General features: G+C 63.7%; 19 protein-coding genes. 7 read left to right on the forward strand and 12 right to left on the reverse strand.

What is annotated here, in order from left to right; translation table 11 throughout:
* Positions 1-33: 33 nt before the first annotated feature.
* The gene (locus B0G81_RS12220) at positions 34-816 is read right to left on the reverse strand and encodes a DeoR/GlpR family DNA-binding transcription regulator (RefSeq protein ID WP_134135713.1); all 783 of its coding nucleotides are present in this window, start codon (positions 814-816) and stop codon (positions 34-36) included.
* 273 nt (positions 817-1,089) lie between these two features.
* Here B0G81_RS12220 and B0G81_RS12225 point away from each other — a divergent pair, with 273 nt between their 5' ends.
* Positions 1,090-3,585 carry an FAD-dependent oxidoreductase gene (locus B0G81_RS12225; RefSeq protein ID WP_134135715.1) on the forward strand — a complete coding sequence of 832 codons (2,496 nt, stop codon included), beginning with the start codon at positions 1,090-1,092 and terminating at the stop codon, positions 3,583-3,585.
* A gap of 7 nt (positions 3,586-3,592) precedes the next feature.
* Here B0G81_RS12225 and B0G81_RS12230 read toward each other — a convergent pair whose 3' ends face one another.
* From B0G81_RS12230 to B0G81_RS12240, 3 genes are all read right to left on the reverse strand, one after another.
* Complete coding sequence (locus B0G81_RS12230) at positions 3,593-4,132, reverse strand: cytochrome b (RefSeq protein ID WP_134135718.1); 540 nt, start codon at positions 4,130-4,132, stop codon at positions 3,593-3,595.
* A complete protein-coding gene (locus tag B0G81_RS12235; protein WP_134135722.1) occupies positions 4,129-5,220 on the reverse strand; it encodes a catalase family peroxidase in 1,092 nt (363 codons plus the stop codon). The genes B0G81_RS12230 and B0G81_RS12235 overlap by 4 nt, the downstream gene beginning before the upstream one ends.
* Positions 5,221-5,331: 111 nt before the next feature.
* Positions 5,332-5,601 carry a DUF4148 domain-containing protein gene (locus B0G81_RS12240; protein WP_116144640.1) on the reverse strand — a complete coding sequence of 90 codons (270 nt, stop codon included), beginning with the start codon at positions 5,599-5,601 and terminating at the stop codon, positions 5,332-5,334.
* Positions 5,602-5,882: 281 nt separating this feature from the next.
* On the opposite strand from B0G81_RS12240, the gene B0G81_RS12245 reads away from it, so the two are divergent.
* From B0G81_RS12245 to B0G81_RS12255, 3 genes are all read left to right on the forward strand, one after another.
* Positions 5,883-6,605, forward strand: a complete 723-nt coding sequence (locus B0G81_RS12245) for a transcriptional regulator (protein ID WP_134135726.1) — start codon at positions 5,883-5,885, stop codon at positions 6,603-6,605.
* A gap of 160 nt (positions 6,606-6,765) precedes the next feature.
* Complete coding sequence (locus B0G81_RS12250; protein WP_012426855.1) at positions 6,766-7,284, forward strand: sigma-70 family RNA polymerase sigma factor; 519 nt, start codon at positions 6,766-6,768, stop codon at positions 7,282-7,284.
* Positions 7,281-8,108: an anti-sigma factor gene (locus B0G81_RS12255; RefSeq protein ID WP_134135729.1), complete on the forward strand. Its 828-nt coding sequence runs from the start codon at positions 7,281-7,283 to the stop codon at positions 8,106-8,108. The genes B0G81_RS12250 and B0G81_RS12255 overlap by 4 nt, the downstream gene beginning before the upstream one ends.
* Positions 8,109-8,198: 90 nt before the next feature.
* On the opposite strand, the gene B0G81_RS12260 is transcribed toward B0G81_RS12255, so the two are convergent.
* Positions 8,199-9,137 carry an AraC family transcriptional regulator gene (locus B0G81_RS12260; protein ID WP_134135733.1) on the reverse strand — a complete coding sequence of 313 codons (939 nt, stop codon included), beginning with the start codon at positions 9,135-9,137 and terminating at the stop codon, positions 8,199-8,201.
* Between the two features lie 207 nt (positions 9,138-9,344).
* On the opposite strand from B0G81_RS12260, the gene B0G81_RS12265 reads away from it, so the two are divergent.
* Both B0G81_RS12265 and B0G81_RS12270 read left to right on the forward strand, forming a co-directional pair.
* On the forward strand, positions 9,345-10,262 hold the full coding sequence (locus tag B0G81_RS12265) for an NAD(P)H-binding protein (protein WP_134135736.1): 918 nt from the start codon (positions 9,345-9,347) through the stop codon (positions 10,260-10,262).
* Between the two features lie 14 nt (positions 10,263-10,276).
* Positions 10,277-10,480 carry a hypothetical protein gene (locus B0G81_RS12270; protein WP_134135739.1) on the forward strand — a complete coding sequence of 68 codons (204 nt, stop codon included), beginning with the start codon at positions 10,277-10,279 and terminating at the stop codon, positions 10,478-10,480.
* Between the two features lie 204 nt (positions 10,481-10,684).
* On the opposite strand, the gene B0G81_RS12275 is transcribed toward B0G81_RS12270, so the two are convergent.
* On the reverse strand, positions 10,685-12,070 hold the full coding sequence (locus tag B0G81_RS12275; protein WP_134135740.1) for an MFS transporter: 1,386 nt from the start codon (positions 12,068-12,070) through the stop codon (positions 10,685-10,687).
* Between the two features lie 89 nt (positions 12,071-12,159).
* Entirely contained in the window at positions 12,160-13,326 is a 1,167-nt protein-coding gene (locus B0G81_RS12280) for a Xaa-Pro peptidase family protein (protein ID WP_134135744.1), read from the reverse strand.
* A gap of 186 nt (positions 13,327-13,512) precedes the next feature.
* On the opposite strand from B0G81_RS12280, the gene B0G81_RS12285 reads away from it, so the two are divergent.
* Complete coding sequence (locus B0G81_RS12285; protein WP_134135748.1) at positions 13,513-14,508, forward strand: LysR substrate-binding domain-containing protein; 996 nt, start codon at positions 13,513-13,515, stop codon at positions 14,506-14,508.
* Between the two features lie 16 nt (positions 14,509-14,524).
* Here B0G81_RS12285 and iolB read toward each other — a convergent pair whose 3' ends face one another.
* From iolB to B0G81_RS12310, 5 genes are all read right to left on the reverse strand, one after another.
* Entirely contained in the window at positions 14,525-15,355 is an 831-nt protein-coding gene (gene iolB / locus B0G81_RS12290) for a 5-deoxy-glucuronate isomerase (protein WP_134135752.1), read from the reverse strand.
* 32 nt (positions 15,356-15,387) lie between these two features.
* Entirely contained in the window at positions 15,388-16,902 is a 1,515-nt protein-coding gene (locus B0G81_RS12295; RefSeq protein WP_134135757.1) for a mannitol dehydrogenase family protein, read from the reverse strand.
* A complete protein-coding gene (uxuA, locus tag B0G81_RS12300) occupies positions 16,889-17,941 on the reverse strand; it encodes a mannonate dehydratase (protein WP_134143090.1) in 1,053 nt (350 codons plus the stop codon). Before uxuA ends, B0G81_RS12295 begins: the two co-directional genes overlap by 14 nt.
* A gap of 364 nt (positions 17,942-18,305) precedes the next feature.
* Positions 18,306-19,349, reverse strand: a complete 1,044-nt coding sequence (locus B0G81_RS12305) for an SDR family oxidoreductase (protein ID WP_134135761.1) — start codon at positions 19,347-19,349, stop codon at positions 18,306-18,308.
* A 123-nt stretch (positions 19,350-19,472) separates the two neighbouring features.
* Entirely contained in the window at positions 19,473-20,039 is a 567-nt protein-coding gene (locus B0G81_RS12310) for a type 1 glutamine amidotransferase domain-containing protein (RefSeq protein WP_134135763.1), read from the reverse strand.
* Positions 20,040-20,276 lie beyond the last annotated feature (237 nt).

Genomic DNA, 20,276 nt, shown 5'->3' on the forward strand with positions numbered 1-20,276 from the left:
TGCGGCATCGATTGCCTGTGGTAACCGGCCATTTTACGCGTTGGACGAAATTGCTTGTGTGCCCACCTCCACATCCACCCCCGCCGCCGCGAACACCTGAGCCAGTGCGGGCGCCGGCGCTTCGTCCGTCACCAGCAGATCGACGGCGTCGGCACCGAATGCATGCACCAGCGCGCTGTGGCCGAATTTCGCGTGATCCGCCGCGACCACGCGGCGTTCGGCCTGAGTGAAAGCCGCCTGCGAAAATGCAGCGTCGGCGGGCAGCGCGTCCATGAAACGCCCCTGCACGTCGATCGCGGTGACCGAGACGATCGCGTAGCGCACGTGAAACTGCCGTAGAAACGCCAGCGCGCTGTCGCCGACCGCGGCGCAATCGTCCGGCCGCAACTCGCCGCCCGTGATGAAAACCCGGTTGCCATTGCGCGGCGCCAGCACGCGCGCGACTTCGATGTAAGGGGTCACGACGGTGAGCCGCGAGCGGGCGGCGAGCGCCTGCGCAATATGCAGACAGGTCGTGCCGCCCTCCAGAATCAGCGAATCGCCATCGCGCACCAGTTCGCCGATGCGCGCGCCGATCGCCCGCTTGCCCTCCTGGCTCGCCGTCATGCGCCGCTGGAACGGCGGCTCGTCGAGCCGCTCAGGCAGCATGACGCCGCCGTGGACCTTGATCAGCAGGCCGTCCGCAATCAGCGGTTTGATATTGCGGCGGATGGTCTCGTCGGACACGTCGAAACGGTCGGCGAGATCCGTGATCGTGCAGGTGCGCTGCTCGCGGAGGAGTCGCAGGATTTCGGCTTGGCGCTGGTTGGAAAACATGGCGATTGGGCGGTGATGGTTCAGTGGAGTCTAGCAAAAGACACGGTTCGCGGGGTTGGATAGCCACACATTTCCAATCAAAACCACATCTTGGCGGTGGTAACGGCGAGTCCGGTTCTTCGGAAACACGCCCTTGGTGCGACAGCTACGTTTTAAAACACGGTCGTATGTCCATTGCATGACGCCGCCCCAATCACAACACGGTTGCGGGTTCGTTGCATTCCGTGTCTTTTTGCGGCAACCTACGGGCACTCAATCCACGCATTTCCACACATGCCCACATCCATTCCTACTCACGCTCGCGTCGTCATAGTCGGCGGCGGGATCATCGGCTGCTCGGTCGCCTACCATCTGACGAAGCTGGGCTGGACCGATGTGGTGTTGCTCGAACAGGGGCAACTCTCCTGCGGGACGACCTGGCACGCGGCCGGTCTCGTCGGCCAGTTGCGCGCCCAGGAAAGCATGACGAAGCTGATCCGCTATTCGACCGCGCTGTATGCCGAACTCGAAGCCGATACCGGCCTCGCCACCGGCTGGAAGCAATGCGGCTCACTCTCGGTAGCGCGCACGGCCGAGCGCATGACACAACTGAAACGCACCGCCGCCGTCGCGCGCGCTTACGGCGTGGCCTGCGACGTGATCAGCCCGCGCGAAGCCGGCGACCTGTGGCCGGTAATGCGCACCGACGACCTGCTCGGCGCCGTCTGGCTGCCCGGCGACGGCAAGGCGAATCCCACCGATCTGACCCAGGCCCTCGCCCGCGGCGCCCGCCAGCGCGGCGCGCGCATCGTCGAAAATACCCGCGTTACGGCGATCCATACGCGCACCGCGCAGGACGGCAAGGCGAACGGCGCGCGCGAAGTCAGCGGCCTCGCGTGGCGCAACAAGGACGGCGAGGAAGGCACGCTCGGCGCGGACATCGTCGTGAATTGCGCGGGCCAGTGGGCCAAGGCCGTCGGGCGCCTGTGCGGCGTGACCGTGCCGCTGCACTCGGCCGAGCACTACTACATCGTCACGGAACGGATTGCCGGCGTGCATCCGGATTTGCCGGTCATGCGCGACCCGGACGGCTTCATCTATTTCAAGGAGGAAGTGGGCGGCCTCGTGATGGGCGGCTTCGAGCCGGACGCGAAACCGTGGGGCATGAACGGCATCCCCGAGAATTTCGAGTTTCAACTGCTGCCGGATGATTGGGATCAGTTCGAAATCCTGATGGAAAATGCATTGCAGCGCGTGCCCGCGCTGGAAACGGCGCAGGTGAAGCAGTTCTATAACGGCCCCGAATCGTTCACGCCGGATAACAACTTCATGCTGGGCGAAGCGCCCGAACTGCGGCGCTTTTTCGTCGGCGCGGGTTTTAATTCGATGGGGATCGCGTCGGCGGGCGGTGCTGGCATGGCGCTCGCGGAATGGATCGTCGCGGGCGAGCCGACCATGGATCTGTGGCCGGTCGATATTCGCCGCTTCGCGCGCTTCAACGGCAACGATACGTGGCTGCACGACCGCGTGAAGGAAACGCTCGGCCTGCACTACGCGATGCCCTGGCCGAATCGCGAACTCGACAGCGCGCGGCCGTTTCGCCGCTCGCCGCTGTATTCGCTGCTGCGTGACGAAGGCGCGTGTTTCGGCAGCAAGATGGGCTGGGAGCGCGTCAACTTTTTCGCGCCTTCGCCTGACGAGGCGAAGATCGAGTACGCCTTCGGCCAGCAGAACTGGTTGCCGTGGAGCGGCGCCGAACACCGCGCGTGCCGCGAAGGCGTCGCGCTGTTCGACATGACGTCGTTCTCCAAATTTCTCGTCAAGGGGCGCGACGCGCAAAGCGTGCTGCAAGGCATCGTCGCCAACGACGTGGATGTGCCGACTGGTACCACGGTATACACCGCCATGCTCAACGAGCGCGGCGGTTACGAATCCGACTTCACGCTCACGCGGCTCGCGGACGATCAATACCTGCTCGTCACCGGTACCGCGCAAAGCACGCGCGACTTCGACAGCATCGAAAAATTGATTCCACACGACAGGCACTGCACGCTCGTCGACGTGACCGGCCAATATGCGGTGCTCGCCGTGATGGGCCCGCGTTCGCGCGAACTGCTGCAAAGCGTGTCGAAAGCGGACTGGAGCAACGAAGCGTTCGGCTTCGGCCAGAGCCGCGAGGTCGACCTCGGCTATGCGACGGTGCGAGCCACGCGCCTCACGTACGTGGGTGAACTTGGTTGGGAACTGTACGTGCCGGTGGAATTCGCGGTCGGCGTGTACGAGACGCTGCACGCAGCGGGTCAAGCATTCGGCCTCGTCAACGCGGGCTACTACGCGATCGATTCCTTGCGCATCGAAAAAGGCTATCGTGCATGGGGCCGCGAACTCACGCCGGATACGAACCCGTTCGAAGCGGGCCTCGCGTTCGCGTGCAAGCTCGACAAGGACATTGCATTTCGCGGCCGCGACGCGCTGCTCAAATTGCGCGCCGAACCGCTGCGCCGCCGCATGGTCGTGCTGACCGCCGACGGCGCCGCGGATCGCATGCTGTGGGGCGGCGAAGCGATTCTGCGCGACGGCAAGCCGGTGGGCTTCGTGAGTTCGGCGGCGTTCGGCCACACGCTCGGCTGTCCGGTGGCAATGGGTTACGTGAACAATCCCGCCGGCGCTGCGGATGCGGCGTATCTGAACAGCGGCAGCTATGCAATCGACGTTGCGGGCGAACTGCTTCCGGCCACGCTGCATCTGAAGGCGCCTTACGACCCGCGCTCGGAACGCGTGAAGCGTTAAAGAAGCACTAGCGCTCGCCGCGCGCCATGCTCGAAAACACGCCGTCGCGCCTGATCAGCCCATGAAACAGCGCGGCCGCGAGATGCAGCAGCACGGTGGCGAACAAAGCGAATGCGAGCCACGTGTGCAACGCGCGCAGCAACGCGAACAACTCGACATTTTGCGGCGCGATGGGCGGCAGATGCAGCGGACCGTAGAGCGTGACCGGATAACCCGCGGCGGACAGCATCGCCCAGCCGATCAACGGCATGGCGGCCATCAACACATACAGCAGCAGATGCGAGGCCTTCGCCGCGAGCCGCTGCGGCGCGGGCATATCGTCGGGCAACCGCGGACTGCTGCTGGTGATGCGCACGCCCGCACGCAGCAGCACCAGCAGCAGCAACGCAATGCCGAGCGGCCGGTGAATCGCGATCAGCGTGTCGTGCGCGCGCGAGACGGTGGCGACCATGCCCACGCCGATGAACAGCATCGCGATGATCAGCGGCGCCATCGTCCAGTGCAACAGGCGCGCGAGCGGACTGAAATGGGTGCGCGTCGAACTCATGAGTGATCTCCGTTTGTCTGGGTTTGATGAATCGCGGGATGCAAGGCTTCCTCGCGCGTGCGGCGCTGGTACGACAGCGCATACGCCGCCGAACGCGCGGCGAGCAAGGGATCGTCCGACGGCTCGATGCCCGCCGGCAGGATCGTCGGGTCGAAGTTGACGTCGCGGCACGTGCCGTTCGCCTGCGAGGTCGTGTGATCGATCACGAGCGTGCCCGCGTCGATATGTTGACGATCGTCGGGCCATTGCAGCGTGGCGTCGTCGGTGGGGTCGCCGGGTTTCGCGACGGTCAAAATCAGATGCCAGCGCAAAGGTCCGTTTTGCAGGCGCTGATCGAGGTCGGCACCGAGGAAATTCTTTTCGGCTTTCTCGGCATCAGTGATCGGAGCATACGGCGTCTCGGGCACCATCGCCCAGCGCACCGCGCGCGTGTTGCCGGCGGCGTCGGTAAAACGGAATGCGTTGATGCTGTAGTACGCCGCATTCGCCAGACTCGACGAAGGCGGATGCGCCTTCACCCACGCCTGAAACGGCTGCGTTTCGGGATTCGCGGCGTAAAACGCCTTGAGTTTCGCGGGGTCCGGTTTGCCGGTCGCCGGATCGGGCTTCGCGGCGCTCAGTTGCTGATAGAACTGCTCGGGCGTGTGCACCGCGAACACCGGCGTCGAATTCATGCCGGTGCGCCACTGTTCGCCGTTTTGCAACTGGAACAGCAACGCGAGGCTGCGCACGGGCGAACTGGTATCCGGCGCGGACGGATTGCCGCCGGGCACCGCGAAGCGTCCCGTGACCGGCGTGCGGCCGGCCGGGAAGACCTCCGCGCTGGACAGCGCCGCGCCCTCGCCGTTGCTGTCGAAATAGCCTTCAATGCACAGACCCTTCGCATGATTGCGCCGATAACCGGGATGCGGCTGCCCCGCCACCGATTCGAATGTATTGACGATGCGCGGTGCGGTGAGACGCGCCGGCGTCAGCCAGCCTGCTGTGTAAGCGAAGCCGCCGGCGAGCACCAGCACGGCCGCGCCGATCACGGCGAGTCGGCAAGGCACGCAGGCAGGCGCTGGATTGGGAACGGATGGTTTTGCCACGAAGACTCCTCTGTCGGATAGGTACGCTTACCGGGCAAACACACGATGCAGCGATCTATTCCATTCGATATCCGGCGCGCCCGTTCCGGTTGCGCGCCGGGTATCGCCACTTCAATTGACGCTGCCTGCTTGCGCGTCGTGATTCGCGACGCGGGGGGTGGCTGCCGCTTCTTTCGCGAGTGCTTCCTTGTGCTGCGCGACCTGCTGCGCGAACACCGGGCTCACGTCGGGATACGAGGCATCGGTGACGTAGTTCAGGCCGTTCTGCTGGGCCTGGATCAATTCCTGGTACACCTCAGCACGCGTCTTGCCTTGCGCGAAAGCGCTCGACGAAGCAGCGAGAACGACAACGGACAATGCGGCGAAAGCGATCTTCTTCATGATGAACTCCAATGAGTTTTGTGCGGGTTTGCATGAGGGAGAACCACGGGTCCGCGGCTTTTATTCCTGCCTCGACGCGAGAGAAAAAACATATTCGAAAGCGGGAATAAACGGACGTGCAACCGGGTTAGCTCGCGTGCGGCCGGCGCGGTGAGGGCTGCACTAAGATGCGCTCGCGCGAGCGCTGGCGGCGTAGAAATTGGCGTGCGAAACATATGGAATAAACTGGGGTGTGTGCGTGTTCGCCCCTCGACAGCCGAACTTCGACGCACGCCGACACCATGAACACTGACGCCCCTTCCGATTTGCCGCTTTCCGAAGCGGACATTCAGGCCTACGCCGACGGCACGCTGACGCCGGAGCGCGCCGCGTTTCTGCGGGAGTATCTGGGCAAGGATCCGGCGGAGGCGCGCCGCGTGGCGTTTTACGGCAGGCTGAACGCGCAGATCCAGCAGGCTTTTCAAACAACTGACGAACCTGTGCCGGGCCGTGTCGAAGGGTGGCGCCGCGTGCCGGAGCGCATCGACATGTCAAAACGCACGCGGAAGTGGCTCAACGCGCTGGCGGCGCTCGCGCTGACGTTGGCGGTGGCGAGCGGCTGGCTCGCCGCCACCCAGGTGTCCGCCCAGGCGCTGAACAACGCCGCGGTGATGGCGCTCGCGGAAAGCGCCGCCGGCCAGCTTTCAGCCGCATCGCCCACGCGCGTCGATCCGTCCGCGCCGAATCTCTCGGCGATCGGATTGCGCCTCGTGGACCGGCGCGTGGTGGCGCTGGGACCGCTGCAGCGGGTCAGCGAATTCATCTATCTGAACGGCGACAATCAACCGGTCGTGCTGCTGTCGGCTCTGGCGCTGTTCGCGCCGACGCAGGCGCAGTGGTCCGCCAGACGCATCGGCGCAATTCGCCTGTTGCTGTGGACCGCGCAGCGGCAGCGTTTCGTGCTCGCCGGCGACGCCCGCACCCACGGCCTGATGCGCGCCGCCGACGCGATGACCATGCGATGACTTTGCGATGACGACGTGATGGATACAGCATGCAATTCACGACCTCAGACACGGCGGCGGAATAAAGCGCGCGCAACCGTGTTCGCATCTCAAATGCGTCTTTTCGCGCGACAGCAGTACGCCTCCCTGCCCGCGGAAAACCCCACGACTGGGATAAAAAATGGATGTCCGTGACGAGTTGATGGAACATGTGCCGCGATTGCGGCGCTACGCACGAGCGCTGATCAACAATCGCGACCTCGCCGACGATCTGGTGCAGGACACGCTGGAGCGCGCGCTCGGCCGCACCGGCATGTTCCAGCCAGGCACCGACCTGCGCGCGTGGCTGTTTACGATCATGCACAACGTGTTCGCCAATCAGGCGCGCAAGGCGTCGGCGCGCGCCGTCCACGTGGCCGTCGACGACGAAAGCGTGTCCGAGAGCGAATTCGCCGTGCCCTCCGAGCAGACCCGTTCGCTGGAAATGCGCGACCTCGACTACGCGTTGCAGCGCCTGCCCATGGAGCAGCGCGAAGTCGTGCTGCTGGTGGGCCTCGAGGAAATGAGCTATGCCGACGTGGCGCTTGCGCTGAACATTCCCCTCGGCACGGTGATGTCGCGGCTGTCGCGCGGACGCGAACGCTTGCGGGCGTTGATGGCGGGCACGCAGCCCGGTGCAAAATTACAGGTGGTGCGATGAGCGACCAGACTATGCCGATCGGCGAAGAAGAACTGCATGCGTATGTGGATGGCACGCTGTCCGACGAACGCCGTGCCGATGTGGAGCGCGCGCTCGAACAGAATCCCGAGCTGGCCGCGCGCGTCAGCGATTATTTTTCGCTGAACAGCATGTTCCATGAGCGCTACGACCGCGTGCTGAACGAGCCCGTGCCGAAGCGCCTGCAAGCGCCCGCGCCGCGCCGCTGGCGGATTGCCGCCAACTGGCCGCACTTTGCCGGGATGGCGGCGGCGTTGGTGATGGGCGTGGGCATCGGCGTGGGCACGCATATGGGCCAGGACGTGATCGCGCCGGTCGCGGGCGGCCACTCGGACACGCGCCCTGTCAGTGCGGACAGCTCGGAAATGTTCGCGCGCCAGGCGGCGGTGGCGCATGTGGTTTATATGCCCGCCGTCGACCGGCCGACCGAGTTGAGCACCGACGACCACGAACAGGATTTCGTGCAGTGGCTCGCCAACCGGCTCGGCACCAATGTGCATCCGCCGGTTCTCTCGAAGAGCGGCTTCAACCTCTCGGGCGGGCGCCTGCTGCCCGGTGCCGATGGACCGACCGCGCAATTCATGTATCGCGGGCCGAACGGCGAGCGCGTCACGCTGTGCATTTCGCGCCGCCAGCAGAACTCGAATACAACGGCGTTCAAGCTGTATCAGGACGGCCCGGTGAACGTGTTCTACTGGATTGATGGCGACTTCGGCTATGCGGTGTCGGGAGGAATCGACCGCAAGGAGTTGCTGCAACTTTCACATGACGTGTATTCGCAGTTGACGGGCGCGGCGCCGGGTTAATGGCCCGGCTGCACTGCGGTTTGCGTTTCCGCTTCTGCGGCGCGCGGCCTCGAACGTGTGGGGCTGTGCGCACTGCGCCGTCTCAAGGCGCTATCGCGGTATGGCAATGCTGCGGACCTGGTTCGATTCGAACTCGACAACGCTGCTTGCATTTGCCGTTGAGCGGATCAGCTCGCGCGGCGTCACGCCCAACAGGCGGCCCATCCAATGCGCCATGTGACTCTGATGCGCGAAGCCCGTATCGAGCGCGATCTGGCTCGCGCTGAGCTTGCCTTGCAGCAGCAGCGTTCGCGCGCGCTCCACGCGCCGCTGCACCACGTATTGATGCACCGGCATGCCGAGCGTCTCGCGAAACAGCGCCTTGAAATGCGGCACGCTCAACCCGACGAGCGCGGCCAGCTCACTTAGCGTGAGCCGCTGGTCCAGATGCGCTTCGATGAACTCGATCACGCGCGCGGCCGTTTTCGGCGCGAGCGGGCGCCGCTTGTTGTCGAGCATCGGCGCGCCGCCGATCAGGCGCACCACCATCGCCGTACACAGGCTTTCAGCGTAAAGCGGATCGGATGGTTCGTCCGCTTCGAGCTCGGCGCGCAAAGCCCACGCGAGATGCTGGAAGCGCGGATCGCGCATCTGGAATTGCGGACGCAATTGCGCATCGGCCGATTTCAACGACAGTTGCTCGACGGTCCGCTGCGCAAACGCCTCGCTGATCCACACGCTGAAAATCGTGCAGGCGGTTTCGTCGCTCCACTGCCCGTCGAGTCCGGCGGGAATCACGTCGGCGTCGCCATGCGCCTGGATTCGCGAGTGGCGCCGCTCGTTGCATAGGCAGCGCGCCCTGACCGGCGCACCGACATGCACGCCCACCCGGTGGTAACTGAACGCGGGAATACGGTGCAGCCCGGCCGACACGTTGACCAGTTCCGCGCCGAAGCCCTGCCAGCCGAGCAGCCTGCTCGAGCGCAACGCGAGACGGGAACCGCTATGCGGCAACGGTTGCCCTACTGGTGTCGGTATCGCTGCATTCATTGTTTCCCTCGTGGGTGACGGCGAGTAAGTCTGCATTGTGCGGCGTTTTGCGCGGCTTCGCTCGACTCTACGTGATTCAACGCTTCCGCTGCGGTGCGGCATGCGAAAACCGTCATCCGAATCTGCGCGGCGCAATCCTTGCCCGCGCGCTTTCTGGCCGCTGCGTCCCTAAGATGAGGTCATACCGAGTCAACCAGGGAGCGCAACGTGTTCGTGATTTTTGGAGCCGCCGGCAATGTCGGCAAAGTAAGCGCGGCGGCATTGCGCCGGGCGGGCCGCGACGTGCGCGCGGTGGTCCGCGATCAGCAACAGGGCGAATTCCTCGCGGAACTCGGCTGCGAAGTCGTCGTGGCCGATCTGCTCGACGCCGCCACGGTGGCACGCGCCATCGAAGGCGCGCATGCGGTGCAGCTGCTATGTCCGCTGCCGCGTGGGCACGCCGATCGCGCGCAGGCAATGCGGCGCATGATCGACGTGAGCGTCGCGGCATTGCGTGTCGATCCGCCGCCGCGCATTGTCGCGCTCTCCGACTACGGCGCGGAACATCCGGCCGGCACGGGCATCACCACGCTGTTTCACGAGCTTGAAACGCAATTGCGAACGGTCGATTCGCAGTTGACGTTTCTGCGCGCCGCCGAACATATGCACAACTGGGCGCGTGTGCTGCCGCTCGCGCTCGCAAGCGGCGCGCTGCCGAGTTTGCATCATCCGTTGAGCAAGCGCTTTCCGACTGTCGCCGCACAGGACGTGGGCACGCTCGCCGCCGAGTTGTTGCTCGACGATGGCGCGCAGCCGGTCTCGCCGCGCGTGGTGAGCATAGAAAGCGACGAGCGCGCCAGCGCATTGGACGTGGCGCGCACGCTCAGCGAACTGGCGGGCCGTGCCGTCGTCGCGCGCGAGGTGCCGCGCGGCGAATGGGCCGCGATGCTGCAAGGCGCGGGGCTCGGCGAACACCATGCGCGTTTGATCACCGAACTTTATGACGCGCATAACGCGGGCCGTATCGACGTTGAAGCCGGCATCAGCGAGCGGCGTTTCGGCGCAACGACCCTAGCGGAGGTATTCGCGGCGATTCTGCCGCGCGTGGCCGCGGCTGCGGCAACTGCCGACGGCACCGCTCGCTGAGAAGGAGACACTGCATGCCTGCCTGCCCTTTGCTCCGTGCCTCGCTCGACGCGCGCAAGGTCGAAGCCCAACATCGAGCGCCGACGACGCGCACGAGCACGCACGCGTCGCGCTGGCTGGCGATGTCGGCGAATCTTGCGGGATGGGTCGGCTGGCGCGCGCTGCGGGACGTGCTCAACGCCATCCCCGATAGCAACGACGACTTCAGCCTGTTCTGATCCACGGCATTTCGGCGATTCGGCGCTTTGGCGATTCGATATCGCGAAACCACAAAGCAAAGCGCCCGTCATGCCGGGCGCAAGCTACTTTCGAATCCGCCGCTACAGCGCGGGCCGCCATGCAATAAGGCGGTCTTCGCGTGAGCGGGTCTGTACGATTCCGGCCCGCTCTGCATGGAGCAGAGCAGCCGGATCGATTTGCGCTCAGCGCGGCAGAGGATGCGGTGAGTGTGCGGACGTACGTGCGCTGAGAGCAGCGGCCGCCTCATCTTCCGGCTCTGCCGACAGATCCCGCCTGAAAGTCTCAGCGAGGAAAAACGCGCACACCAGACTCAGCAATCCCGTCGCCGCGATATAGATCGAAATGGGCAGCGTCTGGCCATACGTGGCGAACAGATAGGTGGCGATCAATGGCGTCGGTCCCGACGTGATGATGCCGGCAATCTGATACGGCAGCGAGGCACCCGTATAACGCACCCGCGTACCGAACAGTTCGGCAAACCACGTCGATTGCACGCCGTACACCGACGCCTGGCTCAACGCGATACCGCAAACGTACGCCACGAAAATCAAGGTCGGATTGCGTGTCTCAAGCAGCGGAAAGAACGCGAATCCATAGATCGCCACGAACACCGCTCCGAGCATGAAGACGGTCCGGCGTCCGATCACGTCCGACAGTTTGCCGAACAGCGGCAGCGTGATCAGCGCAAACGCGCAGCCCAGGATGATTGCGTTCAGCAGTAGTCCACGCGACAAGCCGAGCCGCGTCGTTCCATAGACCAGCACGAACACGTTGATCACGTTGAAAGTGATGTCGACCGCGAAGCGCGTGCCGATCGTCAGCACGAGGTCTTTCGGATGCCGGCGCAGCAATTCGATCAGCGGCGCCTTCACGACCTGCTTGCTCGCCTTGATCTGTTCGAATACCGGCGACTCCATGACGCGCAAGCGGATGAACAGGCCGATCGCGATCAGCGCCACGCTCAGCAGGAATGGCAGGCGCCATCCCCATGAATAGAACGCGTCTGACGGCAGACTCGAAACGGCTTTGAACACCGCGGTCGAAAGCATCAATCCGAGCGGCACGCCCAATTGCGGGAACGCGCCGAAGAAGCCGCGTTTGCTGGCCGGCGCCGTTTCGACCACCATCAGCACCGCGCCGCCCCACTCGCCGCCGACGCCGAGCCCTTGCAGGAAGCGCATCGCCACCAGCAGGATCGGCGCCCAGACGCCGATCGAGGCGTAAGTCGGCAGCAGGCCGATGACGAAGGTGCCGACGCCCATGATTGTCAGCGTCGCGACGAGCGTCGCCTTGCGTCCGATGCGATCGCCAAAGTGCCCGAAGAACACGGCGCCAAAGGGCCGTGCGAGATAGCCGACCGCAAAACTGCCGAACGCCGCGATGGTGCCGACCACCGGATCGAACGAGGGGAAGAACAGTTTGGCGAAGACCAGCGCCGAAGCGGTGGCATACAGAAAAAAGTCGTACCACTCGATGGCGGTCCCGACCACCGAAGCAACCAGCACACGGTTGACGGCCGACCGGCTGATAACCGGCGCGTTGCCGGATGAAATGGGCGATGTGTTCATGTCTCCTCCCTTCTCTGGGAATCTATGTCTTGCACTGCTGCGTGACGGCGGCGCGGATCCGCCGGCACGTTACGATAAATTCGCTGCACTCACCAGTGCAGTTCCATCGGGAACTGGTCGAGCGTTTCGACGCCGCCCGAGGTCAACCGCACGATACGTTCCGTGCGCAGGCCGCCGACGTTCGGCACCGTGATCGTCGCCTTCAGGGTAAAGACCATGTTTTCCTGCAACACGGTCTTGTTGCCCGGGCCGATCCACGGCGCTTCTTCTTCCGGGTCCATGCCGGTGCCGTGACCGGTGCCATGGCCGCGCGCTTCGCTTGAGTATTGCTCGTAGTTCGATTTCACCAGCGCCTGCTGGATCACCGCGTTCAGTTCCAGGGCCGCCATGCCGGGACGCGCGGCGGCAAGCCCGGCTTCAACCGCGCGCGCCGCTGCCGCGACGATCGACATCTTCTCGGGATTCGCCGGACCGTAGGTAAAACCGCGTCCGCCATCGGCTACGTACCCACGATAACGCGCACCGATGTCGGTCATGATCAGGTCGCCCGATTGCAGGATGCGGTCGGTGGGGCGCGCCAGGTTATACGCCGAGCGCGGACCGGATTGCACCATCGAATCGAACGCAGTCCGGTCCGCTCCTCCCGCGAGCATCGCGCGGTCGGCGATCAAAGCGAGTTCACGCTCGGTGTAGGGACGGCCGTCGGCGAGCGCGTCGCGAATCGCGGCCATCGCCGAATCGGTCAGGGCGGCGGCTTTGCGCATCAACGCCACTTCGGCGTCGCTCTTGATCGCCTTGATTTCGGCCAGCACCATTGTCGGTTCGAGCTTCAGTTCGCCGAGACCGGCGTTCAGGCGCTGCAACAGGTCCGCCGGGATATAGGCGGCGCCGGCAAGGCCGACCGTGCCGCTGCGGTGCCGTGCCGAAAATGCCTGCACCTGCTGCGTGACGTCCCGCAGGCTGCGCACCTCGAAGGCGGTCACGCTGGTCGCGTAGTCGAAGCATTGATCGGACACGAACAGCACGGGGTCGCCGTCCACGGGCAGCAGCAGGATCGCGTTGGCGATGTCCGATACGCCGTCGAGCGGACGGAACTCGGTAAAGTAGCCGATATTCGCGCCACGCCAGCAATCGCCGAAGGCGAGCAGACCGACCAGGCCCGCCTTGTCGAGTGCGCTGCGGACCTTGGCGACGCGGCCGAGGAACTCGTCGGTAGTGATGCCTTCCGGCGGGATGTCTGCGGTACGGGTGTTCATTGCGTCTTCGTCTCCTGTGCGGCTGCCTGCGCGAATGCCGGATGCAGCCGGTCTCGATGCCCATGATGGAATCCGCCCCGCATCGGAATGCGAGACGTCATCTGCATAGTAGAATCGATCGATATTCTTTTATAATGAAAAATAACTCAAAATCTATATCGATACGGAATACATGGAGACGACATCGTGACCTCGGCCATTCATCCTGATAAGGGCGTGGGCGCCACCGCGACGGGACGCTTCGACCCCACGCGTCTAAAGACGCGCCAATTAGCCCTGATCGTTCAGTTGGACATCCATCGCTCGGTTTTGCGCGCGGCGGAGGCCGCATACATGACGCAGCCCGGGGCGACCAAGTTGTTGCGTGAATTGGAAGAAACCATGGGGGTGCAATTGTTTGAGCGGCATCCGCGCGGTGTCGAGCCCACCTGGTACGGCGAGGTGCTGATCCGCCATGCGCGCAGCGTGCTGGCGGAGTTGCAGCACGCGTACGGCGAAGTGTCCGCGCTCAAAGCCGGCCTGACCGGACAGGCGATGATCGGCACCGAGGTTACAGCGGCCACCAACCTCGTGCCGAAGGCCGTCGCGCTGCTCAAGAAGCGCTTCCCGCAGATTCGCGTCAACATCGAAATGGAGTTCAGCGAGGTGCTGGTGCAGCGTCTTCAGGAAGGCAAGCTGGATATGATCGTCGCGCGAATCCGCAATCCGGACGACCTGGCGGAACTGCACTACGCTCCGCTCGCAGAAGCGCAGCACGCGCTGTTCGCACGCGTTGGCCATCCGCTCGCCAAGCGCAAGACTCTGAGCTGGAACGAACTCGCGCCGCAAACGTGGATCCTGCCGCCTAAAGGCAACGTCATGCGCAATCAGTTCACGCAACTTTTTCTCGAACGGCAGCTCGCGTTGCCGACGGATGTAGTCGAGAGCTCATCATTGCCTGTCATCACGAGTCTGCTGCAAATGAGCGATATGATCGCGCCGCTTGCGCGCGAACCAGTGCGGCCGTATTGCATTGCCGGCGCGCTCGAACCGCTACCGTTCGAACTCGATCTGAAGCTCGGACCGGCGGGCATCGTGACACGGCGCGGCGACAGGCTCTCACCGGGTGCGCGGGCGATGCTGCAAGCGCTGCGCGAGGCTGCCGGATTCGACACCCAAGGCACCGACGCCGACAGCGACTGACTTATCGCAACGAGACTCAGCGCGCGCCGCCCACCGCGGCGCTTGCGCCTGGCTGTAGCAACCATTCATGCGCCGGCTCGTTGTGTACGTGCCAGGTGCGACGCGGACCCGCCATCACATTCAGGTAATAGAGGTCGTAGCCGTGCGCCGCGGCAACCGGATGATAGCCGCGCGGCACCAGCACGACATGCTTGTCGTACGCCGCGAGCGTTTCGTCCAGACTGCGGTCGTCGGTGTAGACGCGCTGAATCGCGAAGCCCTGCGGCGGCGAGACGCGATGGTAATAGGTTTCCTCGAGATAGGTCTGCTGCTCGCCATCGTCGGTATCGTGGCGATGCGGCGGATAGCTCGACCAGTTGCCCGCCGGCGTCACGGATTCCACCACCAGCAAGCTTTCCGCCGGCTCGGTTTCCGGCAGGATGTGGCGCACGTGACGCAGATTGGCGCCCGCGCCGCGGGTTTCCTGCTTGACCTCATCAGGTGCAATGAAGCGCGGCGGCAAGCCGCCCTTCGCGGGCGCGGAACAGATGCCGAGTTCGACATCGTCCACGGCCACGATCGTGTAGCGCGTATGCGGTGGCACGTACATGGACCACGGCGCGCCATCGAATGGCGAGAGCCGCGCCCCTATTGCGCGGCTCGCGAGCCCTTCACAACCAGCCGTTGCGTGCCCCTTTACGAGCACGACCACGACTTCGCGATCGCCCGTCTCACGAGTAACGGTCGCGCCAGGCTTCAGGTCGAACACGTCGAAGCCGACGTATTTCCAGCCGGCGTTCGCCGGCGTGATATGGATGATCTGACCGTCTTCGGCAGGCATTGACGGTTTGACGAGCAGGTCGCTCATGTCTTCCTCCATTTGTTCAGGATTGCCGACCGTCAGAAAGCGGCGGTCGTTGCGGCTATGTGAATGGCTTGAAGCGGTAAAGCGTTCATCGCTTCGACGACGCCCTGCGCGCGAATCGCATCCAGATGGCGTCCGACTTGCGCGACGAAACGCGGGTGCGCGCGCAGATCGCAACCAAAGATCGACTCGATTCCGAGCAGTGTTCGTACCGCATCGACTGCGTCCGCGAGCAAGGTCGAGCGGACCGCGTCGGTCAGTGTGTCGGCGAGCGGATCCGCGATCGCGTAGGTGCGGCCTGTCTCGTCCACGCCGCCGAGGTACGCGATCCAGCCGGCCAGCGCAAAGGCGAGACGTTCGGTCGGCGCGCCGCTTTTCAGGTTGGCGCGCACGCTTTCCAGCCAGCGCTGCGGCAGTTTCTGTGAGCCATCGGTCGCGATCTGCTGCAAGCGGTGATCGAGCGCGGTGTTCCGAAAACGCGTGAACAGTTCAGCGCGATAGGTAGCCAAAGCGGGTCGCGACAGCGTCGGCTCCACCTCGTCGCGCAACATGCTTTCGACGAAGTTCAGCACCGCCGGTGCGCCGATCGCCTGATCGACGGTGTCATAGCCGATCAACGACCCGAGGTAGGCGAGCGCCGAATGCGCGCCGTTCAACATCCGCAATTTGGCCTGTTCATAGGGACGCGCGTCATCCACGAGTGTCGCGCCTGCGTGCTCCCACGCCGGCCGCGGCCCCGCGAAGCGGTCTTCGATCACCCACTGCGAAAATGGCTCGGTCATCACCGGCCACGCGTCCTCGGCACCGAGTTGCTTCGCTACGCGCGTGCGATCGGCGTCGGTGGTAAGCGGCACGATCCGATCCACCATCGTGTTGGGAAATGCGCCCTTTTGCTCGATCCAGTCGGCCAGCGCAGGATCCGCTTCGCGCGCGAACGCCAGCGTCAACGCGCGCATCGTGTCGCCATTGGACGGCAGGTTGTCGCACGACAGCACGGTAAACGGGCCCAAACCGGCCGCGCGGCGCAACGCCAGCGCGCGTACGACGAAGCCGATCGCACTACGCGGCGCGGCGGCCTCGCGCAGATCATGAGCGATGTCGGGATGATCGAATTGCAATGCGCCACTCGCCGGATTGCGGCAATAACCTTTCTCGGTGATCGTCAAACTGACGATATGGCAGCGCGGATCGGTCATCGCATCGAGGACGGCGGCGGGCGACTGCGGCGCGACCAGCGAAGTCATCAGCGCACCGATCACCTGGAACGAATCCGCGGTGCCGTCGCGCACGTCCACCGCATACAGATGATCCTGCGGAGTGAGCGCCTCCGACGTATCCGCACGCCGCAACGACACGCCGACGATGCCCCAACGGTGATCGCCAGCGCGCAACGTGTGCTCGGTGTACACCGCCTGATGCGCACGATGAAACGCCCCGAGACCCAGATGGACAATGCCCGGTGCAAGGCTTGCGCGATCGTAGGCAGGAACGACGACTTCGCCGGCGGAACGCGCGGCTAGCGTTGCGAGGGCAGCATTACTCAGCCGCATGATCGCCCGTATGTTTGGCGAGGCCTTCCCAGATGCCGTTCAGGTAGACCGCGCCTAGCGCGCGGTCGAATAGCCCGTAGCCGGCGCGGCCCGTTTCGCCCCAGATCATTCGTCCATGGTCCGGCCTTGCATAGCCTTCGAAGCCGGTTTCGAAGTAGGCTTTGACGATTTCCGCCATGTCGAGCGAGCCATCGGCCGAGCGATGCGAGGTCTCATGAAAGTCGCCCGCCGTATTGACTTGCACGTTACGCAGGTGTGCAAAATGGATCCGGCCACGCGCGCCGAACTCGCGCACGAGTGCCGGAATATCGTTTTGCAGGTCGGCGCCCAGCGACCCCGAACACAGCGTCAGGCCGTTAGCGGGATCGTCGACGATAGCCAGCACGCGCTGCAGGTCCGCGCGATTCTTGACGATGCGTGGCAGCCCGAAAATCGGCCGCGGCGGATCGTCGGGGTGGATCGCCATCTTGATGCCGGCTTCTTTGGCCACCGGAATGATCGCTCGCAGGAAGTAGTCGAGGTTGGCCCACAGACCGGCTTCGTCAAGCGCTTCGTAGTCACGCAACAGGGCTTTCAATTGCTCGGGCCGATAGCTCGCGTCCCAGCCGGGCAACTGGATCCCCTGGCTGACGTCGAGTCCGCGGATCGCTTGCGTGTCGAACGCGAGCGTCGTCGATCCATCGGGCAGCGGCATTTCCAGCGAGGTGCGGGTCCAGTCGAACACCGGCATGAAGTTGTAGCAGACCACCTTCACACCGCAGGCGCCGAGGTTACGCAGCGTCTGGCCGTAGTTGGCGATGAGCGAGTCGCGCGTCGGTTTGCCGAGCTTGATGTCCTCGTGCACCGGCACGCTTTCGATTACTTCCAGTGTCAACCCGTGAGCCTCTACCTTCACTTTCAGCGCCAGGATCTTGTCGATCGGCCACACGTCGCCCACAGGCACGTCGTAGACCGCCGAGACGACCCCCACCATGCCGGGGATCTGGCGGATATAAGCAAGCGGCACGGGGTCGGTGTCGCCGTACCAGCGAAAGGTCATTTTCACGTTCGGGTCTCCTCGCAGACGCTCGCCTCGCCGTCGACGTCGCTGCGCACAATGAATGGTTGAACCGGCGCTTACGCATCGGCCCGGCGCGGCGGGCTACGGGCGCCGGCCGCCCCTGGCGCGCCACGCGGCGCGACCAGGAGTCTGAATACTAGCGGCGATTGACATATCTTGAAAATGAAGAATAACCACTCTTCTATACGATTATGGAATACATAGAGGTGGCGGATTTTCTCTCGCGTCCGACAGCATCGCGACGCGGTGCATGTAGCATGTACTCGCCGAAACTGACCGTTATATTGAGGAAGGCAAGGTATGAAGGCCGTCCACGACAGCACGTCGTCCTGCGTCGCTGACCTCACGGAATGTAGCGCTGCTCCCTGAGGTCCGTCAGCATCTCTATATACATTTCTTCTGAATCGATGCAATCGTGGAAGCCATGCTTGCGCGCCTTTATCGTGCTGGTGATGTTGTCGAAGGTCGTTTTGAAAATCATGTCGCCAAACCTCCACGACACGATTTGCTCGTACGGGTAGTCTCGAAGGTTGTGCTTCCCGACCAGGCTATTCCATAGTTCTGCCTTGTCGGCCATCATCTGCTCTAACGACATGGGGAACGGCTCACCGACCGGCACATCAAAAAACTCCGCCAGTCGCGGCCAGACGCGAGACCACCTGAAGTAGTCGCCATTCGTGATGTTGTAGACCTCGCCTCGGCATGCGTCGGTCTCGCCCGCCCAATCGACAGCGTTCGCGAGAATTCGAGTATCGGTAATTTGATAGAGCGCGTCGTACGCGGGGCGTGGGCCGGGAAATGACATTGGAACGCCCAGGGCCTTCGCCACCGTTCCATAGACAGCAATCACCATCAGCAGATTCATGGGATTGCCCACGGCAACGCCTGCGACGCCCTCGGGACGAAGTGCAGTCCAGGACCATGATTTGCCGCGTGAACTTTCCCGAAGAAAATCTTCCTGGTCGTAATAGAAGTTCGGCGGCATATGGCGCGGGTCGCTCTCCTTCGCGGGCGACGGGATCGGGCCGATATGCACGCCGTACGCCTTGCCTCCTTGCATCAGCGTGATGTGCCGCAGGTTCGGCGCGTGCTTCTCCATGACCTCCACCATGTTCTTCAGCATTCGCAAATTCACCTCGACCAGTTCCGCAGGCGTCGGCTTCTCCTGATAGGCTGCGAACACGAGATGCGTCGCTTCCGGCACTTGTGCAAGCAACGCCTCGCAGGATTCTCTGTCCAATAGGTCAACCCCCAAATGCCTGGCGCGCGTCGGGAAATCAGGTGCACGCCGGGAAACAGCGACCAGATTGACGTCCTCGCTCTCATAGTGTGCAAGTACACCGCGTCCAACGACTCCGACCGCGCCTGCGACGACTACTGTTTTCATGTGCGTCTGCTCTCCAACGATTCGCCAATAGAATGTCGGGCCATCACGCCGATTACCGCGACATCGCGCATCGTGGAATCGAACCGGCGCCCTTCCATGTTCTCGCTTGCGCTCCCTGCGATATCAAGCAGCGTGACGCCGCCCGCGCGCAGTGCTGAACAGCTTGATCATTTCCCGATTGAATGCGGGAATATCGTCGGGGCTGCGGCTCGTAACCAGGTTTTGGTCGACGACGACCTCCTGATCCACCCAGTCCGCTCCGGCATTCTTAAGGTCGGTTTTGAGCGATGCCCACGAGGTCATGCGCCGGCCGCGCGCCGCGCCGGTCTCGATGATGGTCCACGGGCCGTGGCAGATCGCTGCCACCGGTTTGCCGTCGTCGAAAAAAGCCTTTGCGAAAGCCACCGCTTTCGGCTCCGTCCGAAGCACATCCGGGTTCAAGACGCCGCCCGGCAGGAGGAGCGCGTCGAAATCTTGCGGCTTGGCCTGGTCGAGGGCGAGGTCGACCGGGAACTCGTCTCCCCATTTAGTGAAGTTCCAGGCGCGCACGTGCTTATCCCTGGGCGAGACGATGCGCGTCTCGGCGCCGGCCTCGTCGAGCGCCTGACGAGGCTCGACCAATTCGACCTGCTCAAATCCTTCCTCGATCAGGATCGCGATCTTCAGTCCCTTGAGAGTGTCATTCGTCATGTTCCGATCTCCAATGATGAGGGTCCAATAGACTTTCAGGATGACCCCGTGATCGAGCTTGCGCGCGAACGGGGTCCGGCATTGCGGGGCCGGGAGGGTCTCGACGGCGACTTTGCCCGGACCTCCTATAGACGACGCCGCGATTGCTTGCTGCGACTTCCTGCTTGATGTTCCAGCGTGATGTTGCTGATCTATCTCCGGCGCCCTCGCGAGACGATGACCCGTTCGCTTATCTCA

Origin of the sequence: Paraburkholderia sp. BL6665CI2N2, from assembly GCF_004366535.1 — a bacterium.
Lineage (GTDB): Bacteria > Pseudomonadota > Gammaproteobacteria > Burkholderiales > Burkholderiaceae > Paraburkholderia.

Bases quoted from the DNA above. Each gene is read 5' to 3' on its own strand.
- B0G81_RS12295 (WP_134135757.1), bottom strand. From the start codon at position 16,902: ATGCGGCTGAGTAATGCTGCCCTCGCAACGCTAGCCGCGCGTTCCGCC.
- B0G81_RS12280 (WP_134135744.1), bottom strand. From the start codon at position 13,326: ATGAACACCCGTACCGCAGACATCCCGCCGGAAGGCATCACTACCGAC.
- B0G81_RS12255 (WP_134135729.1), top strand. From the start codon at position 7,281: ATGAGCGACCAGACTATGCCGATCGGCGAAGAAGAACTGCATGCGTAT.
- B0G81_RS12225 (WP_134135715.1), top strand. From the start codon at position 1,090: ATGCCCACATCCATTCCTACTCACGCTCGCGTCGTCATAGTCGGCGGC.
- B0G81_RS12260 (WP_134135733.1), bottom strand. From the start codon at position 9,137: ATGAATGCAGCGATACCGACACCAGTAGGGCAACCGTTGCCGCATAGC.
- B0G81_RS12240 (WP_116144640.1), bottom strand. From the start codon at position 5,601: ATGAAGAAGATCGCTTTCGCCGCATTGTCCGTTGTCGTTCTCGCTGCT.
- B0G81_RS12270 (WP_134135739.1), top strand. From the start codon at position 10,277: ATGCCTGCCTGCCCTTTGCTCCGTGCCTCGCTCGACGCGCGCAAGGTC.
- B0G81_RS12305 (WP_134135761.1), bottom strand. From the start codon at position 19,349: ATGAAAACAGTAGTCGTCGCAGGCGCGGTCGGAGTCGTTGGACGCGGT.
- B0G81_RS12245 (WP_134135726.1), top strand. From the start codon at position 5,883: ATGAACACTGACGCCCCTTCCGATTTGCCGCTTTCCGAAGCGGACATT.
- uxuA (WP_134143090.1), bottom strand. From the start codon at position 17,941: ATGACCTTTCGCTGGTACGGCGACACCGACCCCGTGCCGCTTGCTTAT.
- iolB (WP_134135752.1), bottom strand. From the start codon at position 15,355: ATGAGCGACCTGCTCGTCAAACCGTCAATGCCTGCCGAAGACGGTCAG.
- B0G81_RS12310 (WP_134135763.1), bottom strand. From the start codon at position 20,039: ATGACGAATGACACTCTCAAGGGACTGAAGATCGCGATCCTGATCGAG.
- B0G81_RS12230 (WP_134135718.1), bottom strand. From the start codon at position 4,132: ATGAGTTCGACGCGCACCCATTTCAGTCCGCTCGCGCGCCTGTTGCAC.
- B0G81_RS12250 (WP_012426855.1), top strand. From the start codon at position 6,766: ATGGATGTCCGTGACGAGTTGATGGAACATGTGCCGCGATTGCGGCGC.
- B0G81_RS12220 (WP_134135713.1), bottom strand. From the start codon at position 816: ATGTTTTCCAACCAGCGCCAAGCCGAAATCCTGCGACTCCTCCGCGAG.
- B0G81_RS12275 (WP_134135740.1), bottom strand. From the start codon at position 12,070: ATGAACACATCGCCCATTTCATCCGGCAACGCGCCGGTTATCAGCCGG.